This window comes from Belnapia mucosa, from assembly GCF_016775475.1.
Classification (GTDB): domain Bacteria; phylum Pseudomonadota; class Alphaproteobacteria; order Acetobacterales; family Acetobacteraceae; genus Belnapia; species Belnapia mucosa.
In genome coordinates, this window is record NZ_JAEUXJ010000001.1 from 101,917 (window position 1) to 118,226 (window position 16,310).

General features: G+C 73.1%; 14 protein-coding genes. 7 read left to right on the forward strand and 7 right to left on the reverse strand.

The window, feature by feature from the left end; all coding sequences use genetic code 11:
- Positions 1 to 60: 60 nt before the first annotated feature.
- Entirely contained in the window at positions 61 to 1,836 is a 1,776-nt protein-coding gene (locus JMJ55_RS00495) for a PAS domain S-box protein (RefSeq protein ID WP_202823529.1), read from the forward strand.
- Positions 1,837 to 1,927: 91 nt separating this feature from the next.
- Here the strand turns inward: JMJ55_RS00495 and aroB are convergent, their stop codons facing one another.
- Positions 1,928 to 3,649, reverse strand: coding sequence for a 3-dehydroquinate synthase (gene aroB / locus JMJ55_RS00500; protein ID WP_202823530.1), 1,722 nt, complete (start codon positions 3,647 to 3,649; stop codon positions 1,928 to 1,930).
- A gap of 86 nt (positions 3,650 to 3,735) precedes the next feature.
- Here aroB and JMJ55_RS00505 point away from each other — a divergent pair, with 86 nt between their 5' ends.
- Together JMJ55_RS00505 and JMJ55_RS00510 are read left to right on the forward strand one after the other, a co-directional pair.
- Positions 3,736 to 3,882 carry a hypothetical protein gene (locus JMJ55_RS00505; RefSeq protein WP_202823531.1) on the forward strand — a complete coding sequence of 49 codons (147 nt, stop codon included), beginning with the start codon at positions 3,736 to 3,738 and terminating at the stop codon, positions 3,880 to 3,882.
- Positions 3,883 to 3,925: 43 nt separating this feature from the next.
- Complete coding sequence (locus JMJ55_RS00510) at positions 3,926 to 4,807, forward strand: tyrosine recombinase (RefSeq protein ID WP_202824301.1); 882 nt, start codon at positions 3,926 to 3,928, stop codon at positions 4,805 to 4,807.
- On the opposite strand, the gene JMJ55_RS00515 is transcribed toward JMJ55_RS00510, so the two are convergent.
- Positions 4,804 to 6,090: a methyl-accepting chemotaxis protein gene (locus tag JMJ55_RS00515; protein ID WP_202823532.1), complete on the reverse strand. Its 1,287-nt coding sequence runs from the start codon at positions 6,088 to 6,090 to the stop codon at positions 4,804 to 4,806. The two genes, JMJ55_RS00510 and JMJ55_RS00515, sit on opposite strands and share 4 nt — an antisense overlap.
- A 132-nt stretch (positions 6,091 to 6,222) precedes the next feature.
- Here JMJ55_RS00515 and JMJ55_RS00520 point away from each other — a divergent pair, with 132 nt between their 5' ends.
- Together JMJ55_RS00520 and JMJ55_RS00525 are read left to right on the forward strand one after the other, a co-directional pair.
- On the forward strand, positions 6,223 to 7,179 hold the full coding sequence (locus JMJ55_RS00520) for an acetyl-CoA carboxylase carboxyltransferase subunit alpha (RefSeq protein ID WP_202823533.1): 957 nt from the start codon (positions 6,223 to 6,225) through the stop codon (positions 7,177 to 7,179).
- 3 nt (positions 7,180 to 7,182) lie between these two features.
- Positions 7,183 to 8,670, forward strand: coding sequence for an MFS transporter (locus JMJ55_RS00525; protein WP_202823534.1), 1,488 nt, complete (start codon positions 7,183 to 7,185; stop codon positions 8,668 to 8,670).
- 24 nt (positions 8,671 to 8,694) lie between these two features.
- Here the strand turns inward: JMJ55_RS00525 and JMJ55_RS00530 are convergent, their stop codons facing one another.
- Both JMJ55_RS00530 and JMJ55_RS00535 read right to left on the reverse strand, forming a co-directional pair.
- Positions 8,695 to 10,629 (reverse strand): AI-2E family transporter, encoded by a 1,935-nt coding sequence (locus tag JMJ55_RS00530; RefSeq protein ID WP_202823535.1) that lies wholly within the window; start codon positions 10,627 to 10,629, stop codon positions 8,695 to 8,697.
- A gap of 80 nt (positions 10,630 to 10,709) precedes the next feature.
- The gene (locus JMJ55_RS00535) at positions 10,710 to 11,888 is read right to left on the reverse strand and encodes a M20 aminoacylase family protein (protein WP_202823536.1); all 1,179 of its coding nucleotides are present in this window, start codon (positions 11,886 to 11,888) and stop codon (positions 10,710 to 10,712) included.
- Positions 11,889 to 11,975: 87 nt separating this feature from the next.
- Between JMJ55_RS00535 and JMJ55_RS00540 the strand changes: the two genes are divergently transcribed.
- Positions 11,976 to 12,911: a class I SAM-dependent methyltransferase gene (locus JMJ55_RS00540; RefSeq protein WP_202823537.1), complete on the forward strand. Its 936-nt coding sequence runs from the start codon at positions 11,976 to 11,978 to the stop codon at positions 12,909 to 12,911.
- Here JMJ55_RS00540 and JMJ55_RS00545 read toward each other — a convergent pair.
- Genes JMJ55_RS00545 through JMJ55_RS00555 form a run of 3 tightly spaced genes read right to left on the reverse strand, consistent with a single transcriptional unit; the run spans position 12,895 to position 15,707 of the window.
- Positions 12,895 to 13,119 (reverse strand): DUF2783 domain-containing protein, encoded by a 225-nt coding sequence (locus JMJ55_RS00545; protein ID WP_202823538.1) that lies wholly within the window; start codon positions 13,117 to 13,119, stop codon positions 12,895 to 12,897. The two genes, JMJ55_RS00540 and JMJ55_RS00545, sit on opposite strands and share 17 nt — an antisense overlap.
- Positions 13,119 to 14,720, reverse strand: a complete 1,602-nt coding sequence (locus tag JMJ55_RS00550; protein ID WP_202823539.1) for an FAD-dependent oxidoreductase — start codon at positions 14,718 to 14,720, stop codon at positions 13,119 to 13,121. The genes JMJ55_RS00545 and JMJ55_RS00550 overlap by 1 nt, the downstream gene beginning before the upstream one ends.
- A gap of 6 nt (positions 14,721 to 14,726) precedes the next feature.
- Positions 14,727 to 15,707 (reverse strand): MBL fold metallo-hydrolase, encoded by a 981-nt coding sequence (locus tag JMJ55_RS00555; RefSeq protein ID WP_202823540.1) that lies wholly within the window; start codon positions 15,705 to 15,707, stop codon positions 14,727 to 14,729.
- A 59-nt stretch (positions 15,708 to 15,766) separates the two neighbouring features.
- Here JMJ55_RS00555 and JMJ55_RS00560 point away from each other — a divergent pair, with 59 nt between their 5' ends.
- The gene (locus JMJ55_RS00560) at positions 15,767 to 16,237 is read left to right on the forward strand and encodes a MarR family winged helix-turn-helix transcriptional regulator (protein ID WP_328702549.1); all 471 of its coding nucleotides are present in this window, start codon (positions 15,767 to 15,769) and stop codon (positions 16,235 to 16,237) included.
- Positions 16,238 to 16,310 lie beyond the last annotated feature (73 nt).

Here is a 16,310-nt window from a genome sequence, read left to right on the forward strand (position 1 = left end):
CCCGGTCGCGAGTTCCGCTAGGGTGCTCGGGACGCTGGGCCCCAAGCCGAGGAACGCATCGTGCCCGAGGAAGGCCGCAAACCGGCGCCGGATATGGAGCCCATTCGCGCCTTCGCCGAGGAATCTCCGGCCGCGGTGGCGGTGCTCAGTGGGCCGGCGCATCGGCTGCTTTATGTGAATCCCGCCTTCGCCCTCGCCGCCGGGCAGGCGGCGGAGATGCTGTGCGGCCGCAGCCTGGCGGAAGTCCTGCCGGATATTGCTGAAACCGGCTTCCTGCTGCCGCTCGACCAGGTGCGCTCCACCGGCCGCAGCCGCCATGCGGAGGCGCTGCCAATCCCGCTCGGCCGCAGCCGGCTCTGGGATGCCGAAGCCTCGCCGTTGCGTGGCCGCGACGGCTCCATCCTCGGCGTGCTGGTGCAACTCCGCGACGCGACCCGACGGGAGGCGCGGCTGCGCCGGACCGCGGGGCTGCGCAATTGCGGGCCGGCTGGCCTCGGACTCGATGCCCGCTATCGCGCCCTGGTCGAGGCCGGCGCGCTGGCCGTCTGGACCGCCACGACCGATGGCGCGGTGATCGGCATGGGCGGCTGGGCCGCCCTGACCGGCCAGACTCCCGCCGGCTCCGCCGGCTGGGGCTGGCTCGATGCCGTGCACCCGGAGGAGCGCGAGGCGACCCGCGAGCGCTGGACCCGGGCGCTGGCCACCGGCGGCATCTACGAGGCCGAATACCGGCTATGTGCCCCGAATGGCCGCTGGCGCTGGACCGCCGCCCGCGCCGCGCCGGTGCGCGATGCCGAGGGGCGCATCCTCGAATGGCTCGGCGTCAATACCGATATCGATTCCCGCAAGCGCACCGAACGGGCGCTGCGCGACAGCGAGGCCCGCTTCCGCACCCTGGCCGAGGCCATGCCGCATCTGGTCTGGCAGACCGATCCGAATGGCGTGCCGAGCTACCTCAATTCCCGCTGGGAGGAGGCGACGGGCCTCGGCCTGGAACAGCTCCGCGGCGGCGGCTGGGCCTCGGCCTTGCACCCGGACGACCGGCCGGCCCTGGCCGCTGCCTGGGCCCGGGCCCTCGCCGAGGGCGGCGAGTATGACGCCGATGCCCGCATCCGCGACCGCGAGGGCTGCTACCGCTGGCACCGCATCCGCGCCGCCCCGGTCCGCAACCCCGCCGGCGCGATCCGCCACTGGGTCGGCACCTGCACCGATATCGAGGAGCGGCACCGCGCCGAGGCCCAACTCCGCGAGGCACTGGTGGCGCGCGAGACGATCTCGCGCGAGGCCGAGCACCGGATGAAGAACAGCCTCCAGCTCGTCGCCGCCCTGCTGCGCCTCCAGGCCGGGCGGGTCGCCGAGCCGGCGGCGCGCGAGGCGCTGGATGCCGCGACGGCCCGCGTCCAGGCCGTGGCCGAGGCGCATCGCGCCCTGCAACGCAGCCCGGACCACCGCTCCATCCGCCTGTCCGACATGCTGCGGGAGCTGGCGGCCGGTGCCACGGTGCAGCATCCGGGCGCCGATATCCGCATCGCCGCGCCGGAGGATCTGCAGCTCGATGCCGAGCGCGCCATCCCGCTGGCCCTGATCCTGTCGGAGCTGGTGACCCAGGCGCTCCACCAGGCCGGCCCGGTCCTGCTCTCGGCCCGGCGGGAGGGCGAGGCGATCCTCGCCGAGGTGACCGAGCCGCCGGGCGCCGAGGCGCAGGCTGAAGGGCTCGGCTCCACCGTCATCCGCGCCCTGGCGCGGCAGATCGCCGCCGAGCTGGTGAGCGAGGCGGCGCCGGAAGGCGGGCGGCGGATGGCGCTGCGGCTGGCGGCCGATGGCGCCGGCCGATGACCCGCGATCATTGACCGCGGGTTATCGTCCGGCCTGTTGTTGGGTCGCATGATTCACGCCTCCGGCTGTTCCAGCCTTCGGCGATCACGCTCTATGCCGCGCAGCCCTCATCCCTGAGCAGCCGCTCCACAGTTTCGGCCGGGACATCGCCCGCAGTGAAGGCCTCGCCCGGGCCGCGCAGCAACACGAAGCGCAGCGCCCCGTCCCGCACCTTCTTGTCCTTGCGCATCCGCCCCAGCAACGCCGCGACCGAGAAGCCGCGCGGCAGGTCGCCAATCCGCGCCGGCAGGCCGCAGGCCTGGAGATGGGCGATGACCCGCCCCGGCAATTCCTGGCTGCAATGGCCGAGCCGAGCCGAGAGGCTGGCGGCGAGGCCAAGCCCGACCGCCACCGCCTCCCCATGCAGCAGGGTGCCGCCATAGCCGCATTCGGCTTCCAGCGCATGGCCGAAGGTATGGCCCAGATTGAGTAGGGCCCGGCCGCCCTCGGCGCTTTCCTCCCGCTCATCGCCGGCGACGACGGCGGATTTCAGCCGGCAACTCTCCAGCACCGCGGTCACCAGCGCCTCGCTCTCGCCGCGCACCAGCGCCTCGCCCTGGGTCTCGCACCAGTGCCAGAGCCGTTCGCCGGAGAGCAGCCCGTGCTTCGCCACCTCGGCATAGCCGGCGCGCAACTCCCGCGCGGGCAGGGTGGCGAGCGTCGCGGTATCGGCCAGCACGATGCGCGGCTGGTGGAAGGCGCCGACCAGGTTCTTGCCGAGGGCGAGATTGACGCCGGTCTTGCCGCCGACCGAACTGTCCACCTGGGCCAGCAGCGTCGTCGGCACCTGCACGAAGGGCAGGCCGCGCAGCGCGATGGCGGCGGCGAAGCCGGCCAGGTCGCCCACCACGCCGCCGCCGAGGGCGATCACCGCCGTCCGCCGGTCGGCGCCGGCGGCCAGCATCCGCTCCAGCACCAGCTGCAAGCGGGAGAAGTCCTTGCTCGCCTCGCCGGGCGGGACGGTGATCTCGGCCAGCAAGGCGAAGCCTGCCTCCTCCAACCCCGCCCGCAGCGTCGGCAGGTGCAGCGGCCCGACCGTCTCATCCGTCACCACCACCGCGTGCCGCGCCGGCAGCACGGGCGCCAGCAGCGCCCCAGCCCGGGCCAGCAGCCCGTCGCCCACCACGATCTCGTAGCTGCGCTCGCCGAGCGTCACCGGCAGCCGGGCCGGGGGCTGCCAGGACTCCAGCGCCTCCTGCACCCGGCGGGTGGTGGTCTCGGGACTCTCGTCGGAACAGGCGATCACGATATCGGCCTCGGCATAGAGGGGGTGGCGCGCCGCCATCAGCCGCTCCAGCACCTCGGCCGGATCGGCGTTGAGGAACATCGGCCGGTGTTCCCGCCCCGCGACCCGGCGCAGCAGGGTCGGCATCCGGCAATGCAGCCAGATGGAGACGGCGCCGGAGGCACGGATGGCGGCGCGGGTCCGGGCATCGGCGAAGGCGCCGCCGCCGGTCGCCAGCACGATGGGCGGGCCGGCCAGCAGCCGGGCGATCACCCGCCGTTCGCCATCGCGGAAATGCGCCTCGCCATAGCGGGCGAAGATATCCGTGATGGGCAGGCCCGCCGCCGCCTCGATCTCGGCATCGGCATCGAGGAAGGGCAGGCCCAGCCGCATGGCCAAGCGGCGGCCGATCGAGGTCTTCCCCGCGCCGGGCATGCCGACCAGGACGATGGCGCGCCGATGCGCCGCGGGCGGGCTGCTGCCGGGCCAGGCGGGAAGGGCGGGGACCTCCGTCGTTGATGCGAAGGCGTTGGCGATGTTGCGCGACACGATGGAGGGAGGCTAGCACACCGCGGCCCCGATGCGATGGGGCTGGCTTCGTTGCGGAAGCCGCGTAGTCCTGAGGAGCTTTCCCTATGTTCCGCCGCCCCATCCTGCTGCTGGCCGCGATCCTGCTTGCCCTGGTCGTGGCGGGGCTGCTTGCGATCGGCGCCTTCCCGCCCTCGGTCAGCCCGACCGCGGTGGAGCGCACCCTGCCGAACGACCGCTTCCAGACTCGCTAGGATTCGGCGCTTGGCCGCCGCCCTGCGCGAGGCCTTCCTCGAGATGCTGGCGGCCGAGCGCGGGGCCGCCCGCAATACCCTCGCGGCCTACGGCACGGATCTCGAGGATTTCGCCGCTTTCTGCGCCCGCCGCGGCCTGCCGCCCGAGGCGGCGGGGGCGGATGCGTTGAGCGACTATCTCCGCTCGCTGGCCGATCTCGGGCTGAAGCCCCGCACCATGGCGCGGCGGCTTTCGGCCTTGCGGCAATTCTTCCGCTTCCTGGCGCGGGAGGGGTTGCGGCCCGACGACCCGACCGAGCTGCTGGAAGGGCCGCGCCCGACCCCGCCGCTGCCGAAGCCGCTGGCCGAGGAGGAGGTCGCTGGCCTGCTGGAAGGCGCCGCCCGCCTGCCCAAGGGCCGCGGCCCGCTGGCGGTCGCGGCGATCGAGCTGCTCTACGGCGCCGGGCTGCGGGCGAGCGAGCTGGTGGCGCTGCCGGCCGCCGCGCTCCGCCCCGACCAGCCGATGATTGCCGTGCGCGGCAAGGGCGGGCGGGAGCGGCTGGTGCCGATCTCGGCCGGCGCCCGCGCCGCCGCCGCGGCGATGCGGGAGAGGGCGGAGGCAGGCGAGGACCGCCAGGCGGAGGCGCGGCGGCTGCGCTGGCTGTTTCCCTCGCGCGGCGCCGCCGGCCATATGACCCGCCAGGGCCTCGGCCTGCTGCTGAAGGAGGCGGCGGATGCCGCCGGACTGCCGCCGGAGCGGGTCAGCCCACACGTGCTGCGCCATTCCTTCGCCAGCCACCTGCTGGCGCGCGGCGCCGATCTGCGCAGCCTGCAGCTCCTGCTCGGCCATGCCGATATCGCCACTACCCAGATCTACACCAAGGTCATGGAGGAGAGGCTGCGCGCCCTGGTCGAGGCGCATCATCCGCTGGCCGAGGAGGATTAGGCGGCCCGCATCCCCTCCAGGAAGCTGCCCATATGCCGCCGCAGCTCGGCGACCCGGGTGGAGAGACCGTCCGCCGCCCGGGCGATGCGGCCGGAGCCCTCGCCGGTCTCCCGCGCCGCCTCGGACATCTGGACGATATTGGCGGCGACCGCCTGGGTGCCCCCGGCCGCCTGCTGCACGCTGCGGGCGATCTCCTGGGTGGAGGCGCCCTGCTGCTCCACCGCCGCGGCAATGGCGGCCGCCGTCTCGTTCAGCCGCTGGATCGTCTCCGCCACGCCGCCGATCGCCGCCGCCACGCTGTCGGTCGCGCTCTGCACGGCATCGATGCGGAGGGTGATGTCCCCGGTCGCCTTGGCGGTCTGCGCCGCCAGGGTCTTCACCTCGCTCGCCACCACGGCGAAGCCCTTGCCGGCCTCGCCGGCCCGCGCCGCCTCGATGGTCGCGTTCAGCGCCAGCAGGTTGGTCTGGCCGGCGATGTCGCTGATGAGCTTCACCACATCGCCGATCCGCTGCACATCCTCGATCAGGCTGCGGACGACCTCGGTCGCGCTCCGCGCCTGCTCGGTCGCGGTGCCGGTGGCCTGGGTGGAGCGCACCACCTGCTGCCCGATCTCCTGGATCGAGGCGGTGACCTGCTCGGTGGAGGCGGCGACCGCCTCGACATTGCCCGTGGTCTCGGCCGAGGCGGCTCCGGCCGCCGCCGACTGGCCGGAGGTGCGCTCGGCCGCCGCATGCAGCGCCGCCGCATCGGTCCGCAGCGCCTCGGCCGCGCCGGCCAGCGCCGTCACCACCTCCAGCATCTCCCGCTCGAAGCGTTCGGCCATGGACTGGATGGCGGCGCGGTGGGTCGCCTCCGCCTCGACCTGGGCATGAATATCGACCAGGGAGCCACAGGCGCGCCGCGGCTTGCCCCTGGCGTCCATGATCACCCCGCCGGTCGCCCGGAACCAGCGATAGCGGCCATCCTTGCAGCGCAGCCGGTAGGTGGTGTCGTAGCCGCGGCCGGTCTGGAGCGAGGTGGTGAAGGCGGCGAAGGTGGGTGCCACATCCTCCGGGTGCAGCCGGTCGGACCAGGACTGCACCACATCGGGGAATTCCGCGGCGGTCTGGAAGCCGCAGAGCCGGCGGAACTCCTCCGACCAGGTCCAGCGGGCCTTGGGATGCATCGCATCCCCCTCATGCAGGACGGCATCCCAGAGGCCGACGCCGGCATGGCGGCTCAGCGTCTCCAGCCATTCGACCTTGTCGGCCCGGTCATCGTGGCGGTGTCGGAACAGCGGCATCGGCATCCTCGGAGGGTTGCGGGAGGGGCTTCGCGGGCCAGGATGGACCGGCCGGGTTGAATTCATCCCTAACATCCGCCCGCCACCGCCCCCGCTTCCGCCGGCGCAGCTTTTCCGCTAACCCCGCGCGCCATGCGCCACTTCCTGGATTTCGAGAAACCCATCGCCGAGCTGGAAGGCAAGATCGAGGAGCTGCGGCGCACCTCGGATGCCGGTGGGATCGACGTGGCCGAGGAGGTCGCGCGGATGCGCGACAAGGCCCAGGCCCTGCTGAAGACTACCTATGCCAAGCTCTCGCCCTGGCAGAAGACCCTGGTCGCCCGCCACCCCGACCGGCCGAAATGCCTGGACTATATCCGCGCCCATATCGAGGAATGGACCCCGCTGGCCGGCGACCGCGCCTTCGCCGATGATGCGGCGGTGGTCGGCGGCCTCGGCCGCTTCCGCGGCCGCGCTGTCGCCGTGCTGGGCACCGAGAAGGGCAGCGATACCGAAAGCCGGGTGCTGCATAATTTCGGCATGGCCCGGCCGGAGGGCTACCGCAAGGCGCGGCGGATCATCGAGCTCGCCAGCCGCTTCGGCCTGCCCATCCTCTCCTTCGTCGATACCGCCGGCGCCTTTCCGGGGATCGAGGCCGAGGCGCGCGGCCAGGCCGAGGCCATCGCGCGGTCCATCGAGGCCTGCCTGGAGGCGCCCGTCCCCTTCGTCGCCACCATCATCGGCGAGGGCGGCTCGGGCGGCGCCATCGCCCTCGCCGCCGCCGACCGCATCCTGATGCTGGAGCACTCGGTCTATTCGGTCATCAGCCCGGAGGGCTGCGCCAGCATCCTCTGGCGCGACGCCGCCCAGGCCGCGACCGCGGCCGAGGCGCTGAAGCTGACGGCCGAGGATCTCCGCCGCCTCAACCTGGTCGATGCCGTGGTGCCGGAGCCGATGGGGGGTGCGCATCGCGACCCGCAGGCGTCGCTCGCCGCGGTCGGCGACCGGGTATGGGACAGCCTGGAGCCGCTGCTGGCCCTGGACGGCGCCACGCTGCGCGCCCGGCGGCGGGAGAAATTCCTGGAGATGGGCCGGAACAGCGTGGTCTAGCCCATGGCCGAACCGCGGATGACCCCGGCCGAGATGCGCGCGGCCTTCTTCCGCAGCTTCCCCGGCATCGCCCCGGCCATCATCCTCTCGGCCATCGACCAGACCATCACCGCGACGGCGCTGCCGGCCATCGCCGGGGCGCTGGGCGCGGTTGAGAACCTGTCCTGGGTGGTCGTCGCCTATCTGGTCGCCGCCACCATCGCCGCACCGGTCTTCGGCCGGCTGGGCGATGCCTTCGGGCGGCAGCGGCTGCTGCTGGCGGCGCTCGGCCTCGCGGCCTGCGGGGCCGCCATCTCCGCCACGGCGCCGAGCTTCGGGGTGCTGATCCTGGGGCGGCTGGTGCAGGGCTTCGCCGGCGGCGGCCTCGCCACCCTGTCCATGGCCCTGATCGGGGAGGCGGTGCCGCCCCGCGAGCGAGGCCGCTTCCAGGCCTGGATCGTCGCCTGCTTCACCACCGCCTCCTGCCTCGGCCCGCTGGCCGGCGGCTGGCTGACCGAACATTTTGGCTGGCGTGCCGTCTTCGGCGCGTTGCTGCCCTGGGCGGCCCTGGCCTTCCCGCTGGCGCTGCGCATCCCGTCCTTGCCCGGCAGCCGGGCGGGCGGCTTCCGCTTCGACCTGCCGGGCCTGCTGCTGTTCGGCGCCTTTGTCGGGCCGGCGCTGCTGGCGCTGTCCTACGCCCAGCGCCTGACGGTTGCGGCCCTCCCGGCGGCGCTGGGGCTGGCCCTGGTCGCGGCGGTGGCGCTGCGCCTGCTGCTGCGGCAGGAAAGGCGGGCGCGCGACCCGCTGCTGCCGCTCGCCCTGCTGGCCGAGCCGACCATCCTGCGCTGCAACCTGCTGACCGCCTGCGCCCATGGCGCGCTGGTCTCGGTGCTGACCTTCCTGCCGGTCTTCCTCCAGAGCGTGCGCGGCGCCACCCCGGCCGGGTCCGGCCTGCTGATGCTGCCGCTTTCGGCCGGCGGGGCAATCGGCGGGCTCTTCGCGGGGGCGATGATGACCCGCACCGGCGTCGCCATGCCGCTTGCCCGCTGGGGCCTGGCGATTGCCGCCCTGGCGCTGTCGGCCATCGCGCTGCTCGGCGCGCATATGGGGGATGGGGTGATGGCCGCGGTCTTCGGCCTCGCATCGGTTGGCTTCGGCTGTTCCTATCCGGTGACGCAGATCATGGTGCAGGTGGCGGGCGGGCCGGCCCGGCTCGGCGCCGCCGCGGCCTCGGTCCAATATGCCCGGACGCTGGGCGCCGCGACCGCGACGGCGGTGCTGGGCGCGCTGCTGTTCGGGACGCTGGCGGCGGGCGATGCCGAGGTGGCTGGGCTGTTCGCCCGGCTGGTGCGGCAGGGGCCGGGGCTGCTGGCCGAGCTGCCGGCCGCGGCGCGGCTGGCGCTGCATGACGGGCTGGAGGCGGCGTTCCGCACGGCCTTCCTGGGCGCCGCGGCGCTGGCGGGGCTGGGGAGCTGGCTGGCGGGGCGGGTGCCGATGCAGCGGTTGGGGTAGGGGGCGGGTTAGTGCCCCGGCCCCTCACGCCGGCGCCACCGCCACCCCCATCGCCGGCGGCGGCTCCGGCCGTGGTGCCGGCGCGGTCAGCACCGGCCCGGCTTCCGTCCCGGCTGCCTCCACCGCCAGGTCCAGCGCCTCGGTCAGGCTCATCGCCAGCTGCAGCGGCGCCGTCTCGCCCTCGGCCCGCAGCGCCCGGGCCAGCATGCCCTCGGGCGTCTCGGCCCCGTTCGGCGTCCAGGCGAGCGCGATGGCCGGCACGCCCGGCAGCCGCCGCCGCGCCCGCCGCAGCAGGTAGCGGGCTGTGGCGCTGCTGCTGCCGCCCTCCAGCAGGCAGAGGCAGATCAGCCGCGGCGGCGCCCCGGGCACGGTGCTGACACCGCCCACCTGGACGCCGAAGCCGCGCCGCGCCAGCACCTGCCCCACCATATTCGCCGCGACCGTGTCGAAAGGTCCGCGCCCCGGCAGGCAGAGCACCGCCCCGGGCACATGCCAGGCCGAGGGCACCGGCTGGGGCGGGGCCTCGCCCTCGGGCGGCGGCGGGTCCTCCTCCTCCTCGATATCCTCGATCAGCAGCTCGACGCTGCGCAGCAGCGCCTCGCGCCGTTCCGGCCGCAGCGCGCCATGCACCGCATCCGCCTGGGCCAGCCGCAGCGCCGGCAGCGCCACCGCATCCAGATATTCGGCCAGCGGCTTCTCCTTCAGGCAGCGCTCCGCCTGCTCGGCCAGGGCATTGGCGTCGCCGGCCAGGGCCCGCTGGTAGAAGGTCTCCTCCGGGTCGAGCGGTGGCCGGTCGCCCAGCATGACCTCGAGGAATTCCAGCCGGTCCACATGCCGCCCCAGCACCACGAGGCAGACCGTCAGCGGCACCGCCAGCAGCAGCCCGATCGGGCCCCAGAGCCAGGTCCAGAAGGTCGCGGCGGCGATTACCGCGATGGGCGAAAGCCCGGTGGAATGGCCGAAGACCATCGGCTCCAGCACCTGCCCCATCGCCCCCTCGCTGATCGCGAACAGGGTGATGACGGCGACGAGGGTGCCCCAGCCCGGATCGACCGCCAGCGCCAGCAGCGCCGGGAAGCCGGCGGCGATGAAGCTGCCGATGAAGGGGACGAAGCGCATCAGCCCGGCGACGAAGCCCCAGAGCAGCGGGTTCGGGATGCCGATCAGCCAGAGCGCGGCGGCGATGAACAGGCCGAAGCCGGCATTCATGCCGGTCTGCGCCAGGAAGAAGCGGGACAGCCGATAGGCCGCGTCGTCCATCGCCGCCATGGTCCGGTGCAGGTCCCGCGCGCCCGCCAGGCGGATCAGCCGGTCCCGCAGATCCTCGCGGTAGAGCAGGATGAAGATGACCAGGATGACGACGATGCTGGCCGTTGCCAACGGGCCGAGCAGCGGCTCGGCGACGCGGCGCAGCATCTCGACCGGGGTCGGGTCGGGGGTGCGGATCTCGACCGGCATCGGCGCGGTGGGGGCGTCGAGGGCGGTCGGCGCCGCCTCCCGCGCCGTGGTGCCGCCGCCGGCGCTGTTGCCGATGCCCTGGCCGACCGCATGCACCGCGCCGCTGAGGCGGTCGAGCAGCCCGCCGGCGCTTTGCAGGCCCGAAAGCTTCTGCCCGATCGCCACCTGGTAGCTGGGCAGGTTCTCGGCGAGGACGCTCGCCTGCCGGCCCATCAGGGCGCCGATGCCGAGGATGACGGCGCAGGCCAGGGCAACGGTCACCAGCACCGCAGCCGAGCGGGGCACGAAGCCGCGCCGCAGCAGCCGCACCACCGGCGCCAGCACGAAGGCCAGCAGCACGGACAGCACCAGCGGCACCAGCAGCTCCCGGCCGAAATAGAGCACCGCCATGATCAGCAGCGCGCCCTGCAGCATCTGCAGGCCGGAGGCTGGCGTGCCGGCGGCGCTCAGGCCGCGCGGCGGCGTATGGGTCGGCGCGGGCGGTGGGCTTGCGTCGGGCATCCGGCCTCGGATCGTTGTTCGGCCGGCCTGGGTTGGCCGGTCCTGCGCGAACGCCCGGACCGGCCGTACGTTGCGCTTGCCTACTTCTCCATCCGCGCGAGCTCGCGCTCCACCACGGCGGCCAGGACCCCGGCGCCATAGGGGATCGCGGCATCGTTGAAATCGTAATGCGGGTTGTGGACCTCGCAGCCGCCCGCCTCGCCCTCGCCATTGCCGACGAGGATATAGGCGCCCGGCACCTCGGCCATCATGTAGGAGAAATCCTCCGACCCCATGGCCGGGATGCGGTTCCGGTCCACCGCCGCCTCGCCCACCATGGCGGCGGCGGCATCGGCGATCTTCGCCGTCTGCTCGGGGCCGTTCACCACCGGCACCGTGACCTCGCGGAAATCGAGGCTCGCGGTGGCGCCGAAGCCCTCGGCGATGCTGGCGGCCAGGGCATGCATCCGCCGCTCGATCAAGGCCATGGTCTCGGTCTTGAAGGCGCGGACGGTGCCGCGGAGCGAGACCTGGTCGGGGATCACATTGTAGGCGGTGCCGGCGCTGAAGCCGGTCACGCTGACGACGCCGGTATCGTTCGGGGCGACGTTGCGGCCGATGATCGACTGAAAGGCCGAGACGATGGCGGCGCCGCAGACCACGGGATCGACGGTGCTTTCCGGCCGGGCGCCATGCCCGCCCTTGCCTTGAATCAGCAGGTCGAAGAAGGCGCAGCCCGCCATCATCGCGCCCTCGCGGATGCCGTATTGCCCGACCGGCATGCCGGGGCGGTTGTGCAGCCCATAGACGGCATTGCAGGGAAAGCGGCGGAACAGCCCTTCTTCCACCATCGCCCGGGCGCCGCCCTGGCCCTCCTCGGCCGGCTGGAAGATGAAATGGACGGTGCCGTTGAAGTTCTTCGTCTCCGCCAGATACCTGGCGGCGCCGAGCAGCATGGTGGTGTGCCCGTCATGGCCGCAGCCATGCATCTTCCCCGGCACGGTCGAGCGATGGGCGAAGCCATTCGCCTCCGGCATGTCGAGCGCATCCATATCGGCCCGGAGCCCCACCGCCCGGTCGCCATTGCCCGAGCGCAGCACGCCGACCAGCCCGGTCCGGCCGATGCCCCGATGCACCTCGATACCCCAGGATTCCAGCCGTTCCGCGACCAGGGCGCCCGTCCGCACCTCCTCGAAGCCGGTTTCCGGATGAGCGTGGAAATCCCGGCGCCAGCCCGTGAGTTCTTCCTGCCAGCGACGGATATGCTCGATGGGATTCATGGCTTCTCCTGCGGTTGAGGTGGGCAAGCCCCGTCCCCTTGCGCTATGCCGTCCCGGCTAAGCCTGTGACAGCAGCGGGTCAACCACGTGTCGATCGAACAGCAAGCGGAGGACATGGCGCGGCCGCGGCGTGTCCTGCCAGCGCCGAATGGCCTCTCGCGCGGAGCCCCGGTGCCCTGGTGGGCGAAGCTCGGGGTGAAGCTGGGCCTGGCTGCCCTCGGCATTCATGGCGCCCGCGCCCGGGCCTTCGGCCTGGCGCGGCCCTCCTTCGATGCCGGGGATCCGGGGAAGCTGCTCGGCGCGCCGCCGGCCTGGGTGAATGACGCGACCCGGCTGATGGGCCGCCGCCCGCGCACCCTGCTGGAGGTCGGGCCGGGCCGGATGGTGCTGCGGGCGCCGATCCTGGCCGGGCTCGGGCTGGAGCATGTCTGGTTCATCGACCCGGCCGATAGCGCCCCGGCCGAGGCCGCCGCCTATCAGGCGGTGGCGGCGCTGGCGCGCAGCCATGGTGTCGCGGTCCCGGATCTCGAGGGCTGCGCCGACCGCGCCGCCGTGCTGCGCCGCTGCGGCGCCACTTTGCTGCATGGCGGCCCGGCAGTGCTGGCGGCCATCCCGGATGGGGCGGTGGATTGCGTGGTGAGCGAGGCGGTGCTGGAGCATGTGCGGCGCGACGAGATGGGGCCGCTGCTAGCCCAGCTCCGCCGGATCACCGCGCCGGACGGCATCGGCCTGCACCGGATCGACTTCCAGGACCATCTCGGCGGCGGGCTGCAGCATCTCCGCTTCAGCGACGCCTTCTGGGCGAGCCCGCTGGTCGGCCGGGCGGGGATCTATGTGAACCGGCTCGGCCTCTCGGCCATGGTCGGCCGCTTCCGCCGGGCCGGCTTCCAGGTGGAGGTGCCGGAAGCCACCGTCTGGTCCCGCCGCCCCCGCGGCCCGGCGCGGCCGCATCCGGAGGCGATGCGCCCATCCTCCGACGACCTGGTGGCGCGGGCGGTGCTGGAGGTCAGGCCGGCGCGCTAGGCAGAGGGGCCGCTGGCGCCTCGCCTGTCGCTGCCGCCAGCGCCACCGCCTGCCGCAGCACCGCCGCATCGCCGATATGGTTGGCGAGGATCAGCGCCAGCCGGGCGTCGAAGCGCCGCGCCGCCGCCTCATCCAGCCCGCGATGCGCGTCCATCACCGCCTGGTAGAACCCGTCCGGATCCTCGATCCGCGGCTCGGTCCGGAGCATCACGCCTCTCCCATCATGCGGGCCCGGGCGGCGGCGATGGCGGCGGGGGAGGGGGCGTGGAAGCGCGCCGCGACATGCTGGTCCGGCCGCAGCAGCACCGCATCGCCCGGCCGGGCACCCCAGCGCGCCGCGGCCAGGCCGGAATGGTCCCATAGGGTCCCGACCCGTTCATCCGCCGCGACCACCACCCGCCGCAGCCCGGCCGGCGCCTCGGCCGCCGGCACGCCCGGCCCGGCGAAGGCCAGCAGCACCGGCTCCCGGCCCAGATGCCGCAGCAGCCAGTCCGGCTGGCCGGCCCGCAGCATCGGCGCATCCACGGCCGGCGCACCGGGCGGCAGCCCGCCCCCCCAGGCCTCGGCATCCGGGGTCGAGAGCGGGCTGTCCGCCAGCACCGCCGGGCGCGAGAGCCGGCCCGAATTGACCAGCGGCCGGGCGAAGCCATGCGCCGCCGAGAGTTCCAGCACAGCATCCCGCCAGGCATGGCAGGCCGCGGTCTTCGGGGTGATGAAATCGGTGCTGCGGGTGGAGTTCAGGATGTTCTCCTCGGCGGCCGGGACCCGTTCCCGGTCATAGCTGTCCAGCAGGGCAGGGGTGGCGCCGCGCAGCACCGCGGCCAGCTTCCAGGCCAGGTTATCGGCATCCTGCACCCCGCCATTGCCGCCGCGGGCGCCGAAGGGGCTGACCTGATGCGCCGCATCACCGAGGAAGATCGTGCGGCCATGCCGGAATCGCTCGATCCGCCGGCAGCGGAAGCTGTAGACGCTGACCCATTCCAGCTCGAAGGATACTTTCGGCCCGAGCATCGCCGCGACGCGCGCCCGCACCCGGGCCGGGTCGCGCTCCGCCTCCGGATCGGCCTCCCAGCCGAGCTGGAAATCGATCCGCCAGATGTCGTCCGGCTGCTTGTGCAGCAGCACCGACTGACCAGGATGGAAGGGCGGGTCGAACCAGAACCAGCGCTCGGCCGGGAAGGGCGCGTGCATCCGCACATCGGCGATCAGGAAGCGGTCGCGGAAGACCTGGCCGAGGAAGGGCAGCCCCATGCCCTCGCGGATCGGGCTGCGCGCGCCGTCGCAGGCGAGCAGCCATTCGGCTTCCAGCTGATACTCGCCGCCCGGCGTCTCGACGCGCAGCAGCGCACCGTCCGGCCGGTGTTCCACCGCCGCGACGCGGTGGCGCCAGCGCAGGTCGACCAGGCCACTGGCGGCGCATTCCTCGGCCAGCCAGGCCTCGGCGTAATACTGCTGCAGGTTCACGAAGGCCGGGTATTCATGGCCCTGCTCCGGCAGCAGGTCGAAGGCATAGGCCTCGCGCTCGCCATGGAAGACCCGGCCGCGATTCCAGGTGACGCCCTTCTCGAGGAAGCGCGCGCCGAGGCCGAGCCGGCCATAGATCTCGAGCGTCCGCTTGGCCCAGCAGATGGCGCGCGAGCCGGTCGAAACCGTGTCATCCTCATCCAGCAGGACCGAGGCGATGCCCTGCCGCGCCAGGTCCAGTGCGAGGGTCAGCCCGACCAGGCCCCCGCCGGCGATGACGACCTGCGCCGCCTCCCGCGCCGCGACGGGCGGGTGCCAGGGATAGCGCGGCGGCTGGAAGCCCATGGCTGACTAGCGCTCGATCTCGCCCGATTTCGCCGCCGCGCCATGTTCCAGCGCCCGCCACATCTCGATGTCGCGCTCGGCGGTCCAGATGCGCGGGTGGTCGAGGCCCTTCGCTTCGTCATAGGCGCGGGAGACGTTGAAGGGCATGCAATGCTCGAAGATCACCCAGGACCCGTAGGTCGGGCGCATATGCTCCATGGTGTCGCGATAGATCTCGCCGAGCGCCCAGCCCCGCTCCACGCCCTGCCGGACGCGGGCGAAGAGGGTGGAGGTGAAGGCTTCGGTATCCGCCAGCCCCTGCGCGACATCCGCCCGCGTCAGCAGCGCGCGGCCGCGGCCGGGCACCAGCTTCTCCGGCCCCAGCTCCCGGATGGCGGCGAGGGTCGCCGGCCAGTCGGTGAAATGCGCGTCGCCGCAATAGGGCGTTGCGCCGAACTCGACCGAATCCCCGGCGAAGAGGACGCGCTCCTTCGGCAGCCAGACCACGGTGTCGCCGGCGGTGTGGCTGCGGCCGATATGGATGACCTGCGCTTCCCGCTCGCCGAGCCAGAGCGTCATCCGCTTCTGGAAGGTATGGGTCGGCCAGGTGAGGCCGGGGATGCTCTCCTTGCCGCGGAACAGGCGCGGGAAGCGGCCGATCTCGCTGTCCATGTCCTGCTGGCCGCGCTCGACAATGAGGTCGCGCGTGACCTCCGAGGCGATGACCGGCACGTGGCCATAGCCGGAGGCGCCGAGCACCCGGACGGCGTGGTAGTGCGAGAGGACGATCTGGGTGACCTTGCGGTCGGTGACCGTCGCGATGCGCGCCTGGACATCGGCGGCCATGGCCGGCGTCGCCTGGGCATCCACGACGACGACGCCATCCGGCCCGACGATGACACCGGAATTCGGATCGCCCTCCGCCGTATAGGCATAGAGGCCGGGGCCCAGCTCGTCGAAGGAGACCGTCTTCGCGGCCATGTCGTTGGTCGAGGCGAAGCCGGACATGCGCTTGCTCCCTTGGTATTTGAGGGGCACGCTAGTTACCGATGAAACCAAAGGCAACCGTGCCAGCCGATTTCGCGCTGGAGGAATTCCTCCCCTACCGGCTTTCGGTCGCGGCCAACCGCACCTCGCGCCTCTTCGCCCGGCGCTATTCCGAGGAATTCGGCCTTTCCATCCCCGAATGGCGCGTGCTGGCGGTGGTCGGGCGCTTCGGCGGCCTCTCGGCCAGCGCGGTGGTGGAGCGCACGGCGATGGACAAGGTGAAGGTCAGCCGCGCCGTCCGCGCCCTGCTCGCCCGCGGGCTGCTGGCGCGCGAGGGCGATGCCGAGGATCGCCGCGTGCAGCGTCTGGCGATGACCGCCGAGGGGCGCGCCGTGCATGCCCGCATCCTGCCGCTCGCGCGCGGGCTGGAGGCGGAACTGCTGGCCGGCACCAGTGTCGCCGACCGCGCCGCGCTGCACCGGCTGCTGGATGCGCTCGACCGGCGCCTGACCGAGATGGGCGCGGGACCCGGCGCCGAGGGACCCGATTGACGCCGCCGTGTAGCCGCCCGGTCTGGCAGTCGCCCTCGCGGAGGGGTTATTCTGGGGCCAATTCGTGCAGGAG

Bases quoted from the DNA above. Each gene is read 5' to 3' on its own strand.
- JMJ55_RS00505 (WP_202823531.1), top strand. From the start codon at position 3,736: ATGTTCCGCCGCCCCATCCTGCTGCTGGCCGCGATCCTGCTTGCCCTG.
- JMJ55_RS00510 (WP_202824301.1), top strand. From the start codon at position 3,926: ATGCTGGCGGCCGAGCGCGGGGCCGCCCGCAATACCCTCGCGGCCTAC.
- JMJ55_RS00515 (WP_202823532.1), bottom strand. From the start codon at position 6,090: ATGCCGCTGTTCCGACACCGCCACGATGACCGGGCCGACAAGGTCGAA.
- JMJ55_RS00520 (WP_202823533.1), top strand. From the start codon at position 6,223: ATGCGCCACTTCCTGGATTTCGAGAAACCCATCGCCGAGCTGGAAGGC.
- JMJ55_RS00525 (WP_202823534.1), top strand. From the start codon at position 7,183: ATGGCCGAACCGCGGATGACCCCGGCCGAGATGCGCGCGGCCTTCTTC.
- JMJ55_RS00530 (WP_202823535.1), bottom strand. From the start codon at position 10,629: ATGCCCGACGCAAGCCCACCGCCCGCGCCGACCCATACGCCGCCGCGC.
- JMJ55_RS00535 (WP_202823536.1), bottom strand. From the start codon at position 11,888: ATGAATCCCATCGAGCATATCCGTCGCTGGCAGGAAGAACTCACGGGC.
- JMJ55_RS00545 (WP_202823538.1), bottom strand. From the start codon at position 13,119: ATGCTCCGGACCGAGCCGCGGATCGAGGATCCGGACGGGTTCTACCAG.
- JMJ55_RS00550 (WP_202823539.1), bottom strand. From the start codon at position 14,720: ATGGGCTTCCAGCCGCCGCGCTATCCCTGGCACCCGCCCGTCGCGGCG.
- JMJ55_RS00555 (WP_202823540.1), bottom strand. From the start codon at position 15,707: ATGTCCGGCTTCGCCTCGACCAACGACATGGCCGCGAAGACGGTCTCC.